The organism is Pseudomonas azerbaijanoccidentalis, assembly GCF_019145495.1.
Lineage (GTDB): Bacteria > Pseudomonadota > Gammaproteobacteria > Pseudomonadales > Pseudomonadaceae > Aquipseudomonas > Aquipseudomonas azerbaijanoccidentalis.
The window spans coordinates 830,604-843,357 of record NZ_JAHSTU010000002.1 but is presented as its reverse complement, the minus strand read 5'-3'; the positions used below and the strand labels follow the sequence as shown (position 1 = coordinate 843,357).

At 60.1% G+C, this 12,754-nt stretch carries 11 protein-coding genes and 1 other RNA gene; 9 read left to right on the top strand and 3 right to left on the bottom strand.

The features are described from left to right. Positions 1-332: 332 nt before the first annotated feature. The 8 genes from KVG88_RS10395 (at position 333) to proC (ending at position 10,116) form a co-directional block, all read left to right on the top strand. Positions 333-1,889: an ABC transporter substrate-binding protein gene (locus KVG88_RS10395; protein ID WP_217871272.1), complete on the top strand. Its 1,557-nt coding sequence runs from the start codon at positions 333-335 to the stop codon at positions 1,887-1,889. Between the two features lie 2 nt (positions 1,890-1,891). Then, positions 1,892-2,833 carry an ABC transporter permease gene (locus KVG88_RS10390; protein WP_217871271.1) on the top strand — a complete coding sequence of 314 codons (942 nt, stop codon included), beginning with the start codon at positions 1,892-1,894 and terminating at the stop codon, positions 2,831-2,833. Beyond that, on the top strand, positions 2,830-3,714 hold the full coding sequence (locus tag KVG88_RS10385) for an ABC transporter permease (RefSeq protein ID WP_217871270.1): 885 nt from the start codon (positions 2,830-2,832) through the stop codon (positions 3,712-3,714). Before KVG88_RS10390 ends, KVG88_RS10385 begins: the two co-directional genes overlap by 4 nt. Positions 3,715-3,716: 2 nt before the next feature. Next, entirely contained in the window at positions 3,717-5,360 is a 1,644-nt protein-coding gene (locus tag KVG88_RS10380) for an ABC transporter ATP-binding protein (protein WP_217871269.1), read from the top strand. 125 nt (positions 5,361-5,485) lie between these two features. After that, positions 5,486-6,736, top strand: coding sequence for an OprD family porin (locus KVG88_RS10375; protein WP_217871268.1), 1,251 nt, complete (start codon positions 5,486-5,488; stop codon positions 6,734-6,736). Between the two features lie 195 nt (positions 6,737-6,931). Continuing rightward, positions 6,932-8,050 (top strand): succinylglutamate desuccinylase/aspartoacylase family protein, encoded by a 1,119-nt coding sequence (locus KVG88_RS10370; RefSeq protein WP_217871267.1) that lies wholly within the window; start codon positions 6,932-6,934, stop codon positions 8,048-8,050. Between the two features lie 39 nt (positions 8,051-8,089). Next, positions 8,090-9,286: an ornithine--oxo-acid transaminase gene (rocD, locus tag KVG88_RS10365; RefSeq protein ID WP_217871266.1), complete on the top strand. Its 1,197-nt coding sequence runs from the start codon at positions 8,090-8,092 to the stop codon at positions 9,284-9,286. A gap of 11 nt (positions 9,287-9,297) precedes the next feature. Next, a complete protein-coding gene (gene proC / locus KVG88_RS10360; protein WP_217871265.1) occupies positions 9,298-10,116 on the top strand; it encodes a pyrroline-5-carboxylate reductase in 819 nt (272 codons plus the stop codon). Positions 10,117-10,138: 22 nt separating this feature from the next. Here the strand turns inward: proC and KVG88_RS10355 are convergent, their stop codons facing one another. Further along, positions 10,139-10,516 carry a winged helix-turn-helix transcriptional regulator gene (locus KVG88_RS10355; RefSeq protein ID WP_217871264.1) on the bottom strand — a complete coding sequence of 126 codons (378 nt, stop codon included), beginning with the start codon at positions 10,514-10,516 and terminating at the stop codon, positions 10,139-10,141. Positions 10,517-10,610: 94 nt separating this feature from the next. Between KVG88_RS10355 and KVG88_RS10350 the strand changes: the two genes are divergently transcribed. Then, a complete protein-coding gene (locus KVG88_RS10350) occupies positions 10,611-11,747 on the top strand; it encodes an alkene reductase (protein WP_217871263.1) in 1,137 nt (378 codons plus the stop codon). Between the two features lie 90 nt (positions 11,748-11,837). Here the strand turns inward: KVG88_RS10350 and ssrA are convergent. Together ssrA and KVG88_RS10340 are read right to left on the bottom strand one after the other, a co-directional pair. Further along, positions 11,838-12,232: a transfer-messenger RNA gene (gene ssrA / locus KVG88_RS10345) on the bottom strand. A 95-nt stretch (positions 12,233-12,327) separates the two neighbouring features. After that, a complete protein-coding gene (locus KVG88_RS10340) occupies positions 12,328-12,603 on the bottom strand; it encodes a PA2433 domain-containing protein (protein WP_150703917.1) in 276 nt (91 codons plus the stop codon). Positions 12,604-12,754: the final 151 nt, after the last annotated feature.

The window sequence follows — 12,754 nt, the reverse complement described above, 5'->3', positions numbered from 1 at the left end:
AAGTGATCGTGATCGGTCAATGTGAATCACGAAAACACAGTATGGCCCCGCAAAGCCCCGTGTGGCGGGCACTTGATTCGCAAACTCGATGAATGGGTGGTGGGGCGGCCGGAAATGCCGAACACGATCGTCTGATACGTTCTTCTCAACGCGCTCACCGTCCCCCTAAGATCCGCCCCATCAACGAATTCAAAACAAAAACACAGCAAACAAAAAGCCACCACCGGACCTGTGTCTGGAGGAGCTAAAACAAGAAAAATCACCCTGTGCCCGGCCGCGCCTTTGTCTTGAGGTCCTGCCAACGTCCGGGCCGACAGTTAAAGGTTCTTGATATGAACAAAGCTTTTCTTCTGGCCGGCGGCCTCTCTGCGGTACTGACAGCCAACGCTTGGGCAGATAGCACGCTGACCGTGGCCTTGAACGCAGACATCCGCAGCACCGAGCCGGGTGTTAACCGTGACACCAACTCCGATGCGGTGATCCTGCATCTGACCGAAGGCCTGGTGGCCTTTCGCGAAGATGCCAGCGTCGGGCCGTTGCTGGCGAAAGATGTGCAGGTCTCCGAAGACGGCTTGCGCTACACCTTCCATCTGCGCGAAGGCGTGAAGTTTCAGAACGGCGCGCCGCTGACGTCGGCAGAAGTGTTGTGGACCTGGCGCCGATACCTGGACCCGAAAACCCAATGGCGTTGCATCGGCGCGTTTGATGGCAGCGGCGGCACTAAAGTGGTTGATATCTCCGCCCCAGATCCGCTGACCGTGGTGTTCACACTCGACAAGCCAAGCGGTCTTTTTCTCGCGAGCACGGCGCTGCCTGAATGTGGTGGCAGTGGCATCGTGCACCCTGACTCGGTCGTGGCCGACGCCTGGAAAGCACCGATCGGCACCGGGCCTTTCAAGCTGGGTGAGTGGAAACCGGCGCAGTCGATCGAACTGCTGCGTTTCGCCGGTTACACGCCGCGCGAAGAGGCCGGGCCCGATGGCTATACCGGCAACAAATCGACGAAGCTCGATCGAATCAAACTGATGGTCATTCCCGATCCAGCGGCGGCCAAGGCTGCGCTGTTGTCGAAAAACGTCGACCTGTTGATCGATGTCACGCCGCTGGATGCCAACGAGTTGGCGGCGGTGTCCGGGGTGAAGATTTCGTCCAGCGGCACCATGTCGATCAGCGCCTTGCTGTTCCAGACCCGCGACCCGCTTCTTAAAGATGTGCGTTTGCGCGAGGCAATTGCCTATTCGCTGGACACCTCGCAAATCGTCGCCGCTTTGACCGACAACCGCTCCAAGGCCAACGCTTCGATGGTGGCAGTGGGCAGCAAATACCATCAGGCGGTGGAGGACAAAGGTTATGGCTATGACCCGGTGAAGGCCCGTCGCCTGCTCGCCGAGGCCGGCTACAAAGGCCAGCCGATCAAACTGCTGGTGAACAAGCGCTATCCCTCGATCTTCGACATGGGCGTGTTCGCCCAAGCCATGGCCAAGGAAAGCGGGATCAACCTTGAGCTGGAAACCCTGGAATGGGGGACTCAGCTTGAGCGTTATCAGACCGGTAACTTCCAGATGATGGCGTTCCCTTACTCCGAGCGCCTGGACCCGGCACTGAGTTTCGACTCGGTCACCGGCGACAAGGACAAGGAGCCGCGCAAGGTCTGGGACAACCCGCAGGCCCGGCAGTGGTTGGCCGAGGCCATGCGCGAATCCGATCCGGCCAAGCGTCAGGCGCTGTTCGATCAACTGCATCAACAGATGATCAAGGATGTGCCGCTGATCGTGATGTACAACGGCAACTCAATCTCGGCGCACCGTGATTACGTGCAGGGACTGCGTCCGTGGCCGGTGTCCAAGCCGCGCCTGTGGACCGTCAATCTGCAAGCCGGGAGACCCTGAACATGATGCGTTTCATATTGCAGCGGCTGGCCATGTCGCTGCCCACGTTGCTGCTCATCTCGCTGATGGTATTCGCCATCATCCGCATGGTGCCGGGTGATCCGGCGCTGCTGATGCTCGGCGATATGGCCGACGCCCAGAGCCTGGCCGCCACCCGCGAGGCACTCGGCCTGGATCAGCCGATGGTCATGCAATTCGTGATCTGGCTCAAAGCGGTGCTCAGTGGTGACCTGGGTTTCTCCATCACCACCAATCAGGCGGTCTTGCCGCTGCTGCTCGACCGTTTCAGCGTGAGCGCCAGCATCGTGCTGGTGTCGGTGCTGATGGCGGCGCTGATTGCCGTGCCGTTGGGTTTGTTGTCGGCGTGGAAACAGAACAGCGGCCTCGATTTCGGTGTGGTCGCCGGTGCGACCTTGCTGCTGTCGATCCCCAGCTTCTGGTTGGGACTTCTGCTGCTGTACGGTTTCGGGATCAAGTTGGGCTGGTTGCCGGTGGTGGGTTATGTCGCCTTCGGCGATAACCCGTGGCAGGCGCTCAGCTATATCGTCCTGCCGATTGTCACGCTGACCCTGGTCGAGCTTGGCGCCATCACCCGCATGGCCCGCGCCAGTGCCGTCGAAGTGCTGCGCCTGGAGTACATCACCCATGCGCGGGCCAAGGGACTTTCCGAGCGGGCGGTGTTGTGGCGCCACGCCCTGCGCAATGCGTTTGCGCCCACGTTGACGTTGATCGGTTTGATCCTCGGCAACCTGCTCGGCGGCATTGCGGTGCTGGAAACCGTGTTCACCTTGCCGGGCCTCGGTCGCCTGATGGTCGATTCGATTTATGCGCGGGACTACCCGGTGTTGCAGGGCTGCCTGTTGCTGGTGACCTTCGTCTACGTGCTCGTCAACTTGCTGGTCGATCTTCTTTATCCGCTCTTCGATCCAAGGGTCAAGCTATGAACAAGCCCGTCTCTACTCCTCCCTATACCGTTCCCGTTCCGCCGGTCGCTACACCGCGTCGGCGTGCGCGGGGCCGGTTGCCGTTGAACGGCATGATCGGTGGTGGGTTGCTCATTCTGTTGCTGATCATGGCGCTGCTGGGCCTGGTCTGGACGCCGTCCGATCCCCTGGTGCTGAACCTGATGGCACGTTTGCAAGCGCCCTCGCTCCAGCACTTGTTGGGAACTGACGAATACGGACGCGACGTGCTCAGCCGCCTGATGATCGGTGCGCACACCAGTCTCTGGATCAGTTGGCTGACGGTCAGTCTGGCCGTCATCGCCGGTACTTTCCTCGGGTTGCTCGCGGGATTCATGCGCGGTTGGGTCGATCGTATCCTGATGATGATCAACGACGCCTTGCTGGCATTCCCCGGCATCCTGCTGGCGCTTGGCTTGATGGCGATCATCGGCCCGAGCCTGTACGGCATTGTCCTCGCGCTGAGCCTGGCCTATACGCCGTCGGTGGTGCGCGTGGTGCGCGGCACGGTGTTGTCGTTGCGTGAGAAAGAATTCGTCGAGGCGTCCCGCGTGATCGGCAACTCGGAGCTGTACACCATGCTGCGTCACATCGCACCCAACTGCGTGGCGCCGATCTGCGTGTTGGCCACCAGCATGTTCGGCTGGGCCATCCTCGCTGAAAGCTCCCTGAGCTTCCTCGGCCTCGGTGTCCCGCCACCGGCCGCCACCTGGGGCAACATGCTCGCGGCGAGCCGTCCTTACATCGCCACCGCCAGTTGGCTCGGGTTGTTTCCCGGCGTTCTGATTGCCCTGTCGTTGCTGGCCTTCAACCTTTCCGGCGATGCCCTGCGCGATCGCCTCGACCCGCGGATGAGGAAGTGATCATGGCGGCATCCGATATTTTGTTGGCCGTGGAAAACCTGAAGATTCGGGTCGGCCCGGAAGGCTCGTTGGCCGTGGACGATCTGAGCTTCACGATCGCCCCTGGTGAAATCGTTGCGCTGGTGGGCGAGTCCGGCAGCGGCAAGACCATGGCGGCGCGCGCGGCGATCGGCCTGCTGCCGCCACCGCTGGAGCAGTGTGGTGGCGCGGTACGTTTTCAGGGGCTGGACCTCAATGCTTTGACGCCGGAGGCGCTGCGCCAGATCCGCGGTGCGAAGATCGGCATGGTGTTCCAGGAACCGATGGTTTCGCTGAACCCGTCGCTGACCATCGGCCAGCAAATGGCTGAAGGTTTGCGCCTGCACACCGACCTGAGCGAAGAGGAAATCCGTGAGCGCAGCCTGAAGATGCTTGGCCACATCGGCATCGCCGACGCCGAGCGTTGTCTCGCGGCTTATCCCCACGAGTTCTCCGGCGGGATGCGCCAACGCATCATGCTGGCCTCGGTGATGTTGCTGCGACCGGCGCTGTTGATCGCCGACGAACCGACCACCGCGCTCGACTGTCTGGCGCAACTGGACGTGCTCAAGCTGATGCTCGAGCTCACTCGTGAGGAAAATACCGCGATCCTGTTCATCAGTCACGACCTGTCGCTGGTGGCGCGCTACGCCCACAAAGTGGTGGTCATGCGCGACGGTCGCGCCGTGGAGCAGGGCAACATCGAACGCATCCTGCTGGCGCCGCAGGCTGAGTACACCCGTCAGTTGCTGGAGGCCTTGCCCCGGCGCGGTGATCTGGTGCCGCTGCCACCGAGCGAGCGCCCGTTGCTGGAAGTGGAGGGTGTCTGCATCGAGCATCCGGGGCCGCGCAGTTTTTGGGGGCGCAGCCAATACAAGCGAGTCGTGCATTCGGCCAGCCTGACCATCGCACCGGGTGAAACCCTGGCGCTGGTGGGTGGCAGCGGTTCGGGCAAGACCACCCTCGGCCGTGCGGTGGTCGGGTTGGTCAATCCGTGTGAAGGGGCCATTCGTTTTGAAGGGGTCGATATCCTCAAGAAGGGCAACCGCGAACATCGCCTGCAATGCCAGATGATTTTCCAGGATCCGTTTTCCTCCCTCGATCCACGGATGAAAATCGGCGAAATCCTCGCCGAGCCTCTGCGTCACGAGCACAGCCTCAACGCGGAACAACGGCGTGAACGCGTACGCAAAACCTTGATCGATGTCGGTCTGGCCGATCACTTCGTCGACCGTTTCCCGCATCAGCTTTCGGGTGGTCAGCGCCAGCGCGTCGCGATTGGGCGTGCGTTAGTGCGGCACCCTCGATTGGTGATCGCTGACGAACCGATTTCGGCGCTGGACATGACCATCCAGAAACAGATTCTCGAGCTGTTCGAGCGGCTACAGGCGCAGTACGGCTTTGCCTGTCTGTTCATCTCCCACGACCTGGCGGCGGTCGAGCGCATTGCCCATCGGGTCGCGGTGATGAGTCAGGGCAAAGTGGTCGAGATGGGCGCGCGCGATGAGATCTTCGATCGCCCGCAACACCCTTACACGCGAAAACTGCTGGCCGCGGCCAGCCCTCTGGAAAAACTTGAAGGCGGCGGTTATCGCATACGACCCAGCCCCGTCCCCGCAGTGCTTTAAGTCGTGATCTAACCAGGCAAACGCGACACCGACGCGCAAATCAATGATTTGCGCGAACGGCGAAGCCATGCCTGAAAAACAACAAAAACACTCCCTCAACCATTGATCTGCCAGGAGCTAACAACATGAAAAAATCCCTGACTCAATTAATGACCGGCTTGAGCGTCGTCGGTACCGGCTGCATCCCGGGCATGGCCCAGGCTGATTTCTTCAAGGACAGCAGTGCAACGCTGGACATGAAGAACTACTACTTCAATCGTGACTATCGCGAAGAGTCCACCCAGTCCAAGCGTGAAGAGTGGGCGCAAGGTTTTACCCTCGATGTGAAGTCCGGGTTTACCGAGGGCGTCGTGGGTTTTGGTGTGGACACTGTCGGCATGCTGGGGATCAAGCTCGACTCCAGTCCTGATCGTTCCGGTACAGGCTTGCTGAATCGCGGCAGCGACAAACGTGCCTACGATGACTATTCCAAGCTCGGCGTGACCGGCAAGGCGCGTCTGGCCAAGAGCGAATTGCGCCTGGGTTATCTGGTGCCGAACCTGCCTACTCTGCAACCCAACACCAGTCGCCTGTTCCCGCAATCGTTCAACGGTGCTCAGCTCATTTCCAGCGACATCAAGGACCTGACAGTCAGCCTCGGCCAGCTCGATCAGTTCAAGGAGCGGGACTCGACCGACTACGAAGACATGCGTCTGACGGCGCAGAACAAGGCTTACAAAAGCGCCACCAGCGACCAGTTCCGCTACGCGGGCGGTGACTACAAGCTCACCCCGAACACCGTCGTGAGCTACCACTACGCTCAACTGGAAAACCTCTATGGCCAACAGTATGTCGGCCTGAAAAACAGCTTTGCCCTCGGTGCCGGGACGGTGAAAACCGACGTGCGTTACTTCGATGCCGACAAGGATGGTTCCGGTCTGGCCGGCAAGGTCGACAACCGAGCCCTGAGCACACGCCTGACCTGGAACTGGAACGGGCACAGCATCGGCGGCGGTTATCAGAAGCAGATGGGCAGCACGCCGTTTACCTATGTCGACGGCGCGGTCACGTACCTCTTCACCGAGTATCAATTGGGCAACTTCTCGCAAACCAATGAGCGTGCCTGGCATGCGCGCTATGACTACGACTTCGCCGCACTCGGTGTGCCGGGTCTGCTGTTCTCCACGCGCTACGCCAAAGGCGACCAAGCCGAAATCATCGGCTTCGCTGGCGAGGGCCGTGAGTGGGAACGCGATCTCGACATCTCCTACGCCGTGCAGGGCGGGCCGCTGAAAGGTGTGTCGGTGCGCTGGCGCAACGCGCAGAACAACGGCAACTACTACAACGACACCAACGAAAACCGCCTCATCCTCGGCTACACCCTGGCCCTTTGGTAGTCGCTGCCGATGCCGCCGTCATCAGCGTTTTCGCCGCTGGCTGACGGTGGTGTCGCCAGTGGTGATGAACCATTTTTCTCTGCCTGATCGATTTGACCGATCGGGATAGCCGGGACCGCCCTTACGGCGATTTAGAGCCTCTCTTTATGATTGACCCAGTGGCCGTCCTACTTTTGAACTCGAGAGTTTTACCTTATGGAACATCGCGAACACCCACTGCTTCAGGCGACACACGGCAGCAGCAGGCACATCGACAGCGAGCATTACGGACCGACCGGACAGGGCCGCAAGATTTACATCCAGGCCGCGCTGCACGCTGATGAAATCCCCGCCATGTTGGTGGCGACACTCCTGCGCCGCCACCTGGTCGCCCTGGAAAAAGCCAACCGGCTGAAGGACGAAATCGTTCTGGTGGCCGTGGCCAATCCGCCGGGGCTGAGCCAGTACGTCATGGGGGCGCTGAGTGGACGTTTCGAGTTGGGCAGTGGGCGCAACTACAACCGCCATTTTCCGGTTCATCATCAGGAGATCGCGCAGAAAGTCGAAGGTCTCTTGGGGCAGGACATCAACCACAACCTCGAAGTGATTCGCACAGCTTGGCGCGAGTGTCTGACGGCCTGGGACCCTGTGGATGAATACACCTCGTTGCAACGTACGTTGATGTTGCTGGCTCACGATGCCGACGTGGTGCTCGATCTGCATTGCTCCCGTGAAGCGGCTATGCACCTGTACACCGGCGAAGAGATCTGGAACGAAGTGGAACCGTTGTCGCGTTACCTGGGCGCGCAGGTTTCGCTGTTGGCCAACGACTCACAGGGTTACTCCTTCGATGAAGCGTTGTGCCTGCTGTGGACGAGCCTGCAAGCACGCGTCGGTGAAGCATTGCCGATTCCCAATGGCACGATCGCCGTGACGGTGGAACACCGTGGGCAGCGTGACGTTTCCTATGAACTGGCCGAGCAGGACGCTGCCGCGATCATTGAGTACCTGATCCATCGCGGCGCCATCGACGGTACGCCGTCGCCCCTGCCGCCGTTGCTCAATCCGGCCACGCCGTTGTCCGGCAGCGAACAATTTTATGCCCGCACGGCCGGCATTCTCGTGCATCGCGTTCCGGTTGGCAGCCATGTTCAGGCCGGTCAGGCGCTGTTCGACATCGTTGACCCTTCGAGCGGCGAAACGACCACCCTCTGCAGCCACAACACCGGCGTGCTCTACATGCGCCGCGAGATTCGCTACGTCAAACCGGGTGATCCGCTGGGGCGGGTTTCCGGCCCGGTGCCGATCCGTACCGGCAAGCTTTTGGGTGCCTGAAGGCACCGCATCCGCATTCAATGTTTCGGGAAGTCAACGATGAACTCTGTAGATACGATCGAGCTGGAAAACCGCTTCTGTGCCAATAACTATTCACCGCTGCCGGTGGTGCTGGTTCAAGGTGAAGGCGTTTGGGCAACCGATGAAAATGGCACGCGCTACCTGGACATGATGTCGGCGTATTCGGCGGTCAGTCACGGTCACGTGCATCCGCGTATTCGACAGGCGGCGGTGGCTCAGATCGATAAGATCAGCGTGGTGTCCCGGGCCTTCTACAGCCAGCCGCTGGGTACCTTTCTGGAAGAGCTGTCGCGGGTGACCGGATTCTCCGGCGCATTGCCGATGAATAGCGGCGCCGAAGCTGTCGAAACAGCGATCAAAGCGGCGCGGCGCTGGGGTTACCGGGTCAAGGGCATCGAAGCCAATCGCGCGGAAATCGTGGTCGCGGACAACAACTTCCATGGCCGTACGTCGACCATCGTCGGCTTCTCTTCCGAGCCATCCTACAAGGCCGACTTCGGTCCGTTTTGTGACGGCTTCAAACAGGCGCGCTTTGGCGACATCGCCAGTTTTCGCGATGCTATCACCGAACGAACCTGTGCCGTGCTGATCGAGCCAATTCAGGGCGAGGCGGGCATTCGTGTGCCGCCTGCGGGTTTCCTGCGCGAGTTGCGCAAGCTGTGTGATGAGACCAATACGCTGCTGATCCTCGACGAAATTCAGTCTGGCCTCGGGCGCACTGGCAAGTGGTTCGCCTTCGAGCACGAAGAGATCCGTCCCGATGCGTTGATTCTCGGCAAGGCCCTGGGCGGCGGAATCATGCCGGTGTCGGCGTTTGTCGCCGGGCGTGAGATTCTCGATCAGTTCGACCCCGGCAGCCACGGCTCGACGTTCGGCGGCAATCCGCTGGCAGCGGCCATTGGACTTGAGGCCTTGAAGGTGTTGGACGAAGAGGGCCTGATTGAAAACAGTGCGCGTCTGGGTGACCACCTGAAAAGTCGTCTGCAAGGTTTCAACTATCCGGCGATTCAAGAGGTGCGTGGTCGCGGCTTGTGGGTCGGTATCGAGTTGAATCGCCCGGCGAAACCTTACTGCGAGGCGCTGCTGCGCGAAGGCGTACTGACCCGTGAGACCCACGAAAATGTCTTGCGTGTGGCGCCACCGCTTTGTATCACCCTCGACGAACTTGAGTGGGGTTTGACCTGTATCGAGCGCGTATTCAATCAGCTGCGTTGACGGGAAACCCCATGAGCAATAGCCGAATTGCCTTCATCGGCGCCGGCAACATGGCCGCCAGCCTGATTGGCGGCCTGCGGGCGCAAGGGCTGGACGCCTCATTCATCCGCGCCAGTTGCCCGAGGCCGGAAAAACGCGCGCAGATCCGTGCCGATCAGGGCATCCACACCTTTGCCGACAACGCCGACGCCATCGAGGGTACCGATGTGGTGGTGCTGGCGGTCAAGCCGCAAGTGATCAAGTCGGTCTGCGCAGCATTGCGCCCACACCTTCTGCCTCAGCAATTGGTGGTGTCGGTCGCCGCCGGCATAACCTGCGCCAGTCTCGCCGGATGGCTGGGCGACCGGCCTGTCGTGCGCTGCATGCCGAACACACCGGCGGTGATGCGTCAGGGAGTCAGCGGGCTGTATGCCAATGCCTTTGTGAGTGCCAGGCAACGCAGCGACGCCGAGCAATTGTTGTCGGCCGTCGGCCTGGCAGTGTGGCTTGAGGAGGAGCGTCAACTCGATGCCGTGACGGCCGTGTCCGGCAGCGGGCCGGCGTATTTCTTTCTGTTGATCGAAGCCATGACCCGCGCCGGGGAACAGCTCGGGCTAACTCGGGAAACGGCTGCGCAACTGACACTGCACACTGCGATAGGCGCTGCTCACATGGCGCTGGGCAGCGATGTCGACGTCTGTGAATTGCGCCGCCGGGTGACGTCGCCAGGAGGGACCACGGAGGCCGCGATCAAGTCCTTCCAGGCGGGTGGGTTTGAAGCACTGGTGGAGAGGGCGCTGACGGCGGCGGCCCTGCGCTCGGCGGAACTTGCGCAGCAACTGGGTGCATAGATCCGAGGGCATGCGGGCTCGGTCAGGCAGTGCGATCTCGAACGACAGCTTCGCATGGCAGCAGCCTGTCGGCGTCGTCGAGCGCCGTGGCGTGATGGCTACCCCATTCGATCAGAGAATCCAGGATGGGCCGCAGGCTTTCGCCAAGCGGGGTGAGCAGGTATTCGATGCCCTGGCGGTCCACGGCGCTGGGTTGCCGGCTGACCATTCCATGTTCCTCAAGCGCTCGCAGTTGCTCAATCAACACCTTCTGGGTAATACCGGCTATGCGCTTTTCCAGATCACAGGTGCGTTGCGGGCCGTCCAGCAGCACATGAAGGATGACCGCTTTCCAGCGTCCGGAAAGGACACCTAGCGCACGTTCGACTGGCAAGCCGGGGAGTCTATTGATCGTCTTCATTTGTGATTACTGACCAAACGGTGTGTAGAGGGGGCGACTATCGAAAAGTACATTTTCCTTCCGATTCGTTCCGAACCGACCTGAAGGAAAATCCATGATAGACCTGTTTGATTCCCAATTGGTTGGCGGCACCGTTGCGCTGACGAACCGCATCGTCATGGCGCCGATGACTCGCACACGGACGTCCGAGGGGGACATCCCGAATGAGTTGATGGCCACCTACTACGGGCGGCGGGCCAGCGCCGGCCTGATCGTGACCGAGGCAACTGACGTTGCGCCATCCAGCAACGGCTACGCGATGACGCCCGGTATCTACACGCAAGACCAGCGGCAGGGCTGGCGTCTGGTGAACGATGAGGTTCACCGCAAAGGAGGCACGATATTCTCGCAACTCTGGCACGTCGGCAGAATGGCCCATCCATCGCTCATGCCCAACAGCGAAGCGCCCTGGGGCGTTACCGAGGAAAGGGCGGATTCGCAGGTGTTTGCCCACGGCCCGGATGGCACGTTGGGCTATATGCCCGCAGGCCAGCCAAGACGCCTGAGGACGGAAGAAGTGTTTGCCTTGGTCGGCACCGTTACCCAAGCCTGTGTCCAGGCGCGGGAGGCTGGATTTGACGGAGTCGAAATCCACGCAGCCAACGGTTATCTGTTCGAGCAGTTCATGAACTCGGTACTCAACACGCGCACCGATTGCTTCGGCGGCGGCAGCGTAGAAAACCGTACACGCTTCCTGATGGAAGTCGTTGAAGCGGCATTGCGTGAGTTGGGGCCTGGACGCGTGGGTGTCCGCCTGTCACCGTTCGGCAAGTTCAACGGTATTCCAGCGAATCCTCTGACCGAGGAAACCTTGCTGTACGTTGCCGATAAATTGGGGCGCCTCGGCGTCGCCTACCTGCATCTGGTCTACGAACTGATGCCGGAAGCGAATATGGAGGTTGCCGAGTTCAAATCGCGCCACCTCGACCACGCCCTGCTGGCCAAGGTCCGAGCGGCGTTTCCCGGCAAAATCATCTGGTGCGGCGGATTCACTGACCGCCAGAGCGCGCAGGATGCGCTCGACACCGGGTTAGTCGACCTGATCGCCTTCGGCAGACCCTACATCGCAAACCCGGACCTGGCCGCGCGCCTCAAGCATGACTGGCCGTTGGCGGAAGCGGACCGATCAACGTATTACACCCGGCGTGGGGAAAGGGGTTACACGGATTTTGCTGCGTATCCTGAGCGGTAGTGTTGCGGGCGGAATCGCGGAACATGAATGCTGAGGTTTTGCTGAATTTCAGGCATAAAAAAAGACGTCCGAGGACGTCTTTTTTCTATTTGGTGGAGCCGGGGGGATTTGAACCCCCGTCCGCCAGTACTCCGCTGTCGGTACTACATGCGTAGCCGTGTCTATTAAGTTAACCCTCAGCGACCCGACGGGCAGGGTGCTTTGGGCGAGTTGTGTAAGTTTTAGCCGCTTCGTCCACAACGTACTGCACGGCGATTCTGTTCTATATGACAATCACTTTGGGTTTACAGACATCCCCTGGTGATTGCTGGACCCGAAGGTACCAGAAGGTAAAGGTCTAAGGCTGCTTACGCAGCGATAGATTCTTCCCCGTAGTATTTGTCATTGGCAACTATAAGTAGTTGCAACAGTGGATTTACGAGTTCTGTTACCAACTCGGCATGCACCTAAAGTTTCGCAACCGGCGTCGAATCCTAAACGGCCCCGAACTCATTGCTCGTGAATCAGATGAGCAACAAGCCTGCACAGTCTACGTCAATGTGGCGCGGAAGGCCAACCCGAAGGTTGGCCCTGCCAGGGATCAGTTCCGGGTTGGGTTACGAATTTGCATTTTGGTGATGATGCCGGAGGTGACTTCGACGCAATCCTTATCGTTCCCGGCTGCCTGAGAGGCTTTCGCTTTGGTCAGTGCAGCTTTTACGGTGTCCATTGTGCCTTCAGGGAGGGAGGGCGCACTGTCCACGAAATCGCTTATTTGTTGAATATTCGCGGCACACAGATCCTTATCCGCCGCAAACACCGGCGACGCCAACATTGCTGCAGCGATGAACAATCCAGCAATTGCAGAGTGCTTCATGAGTATCTCCTTGCGCATGAGGGCTCGGTGCTGCCGGTAAAGGGGGCCGCTGGCCGAGGTGGTTATAAGCCCTTTTCAAAGGGCCTAGATAAATGACTATAGCCGCGCGCAGGAATTCGGTTTTTTTTTGCAGGTGGATGATGACGATGCA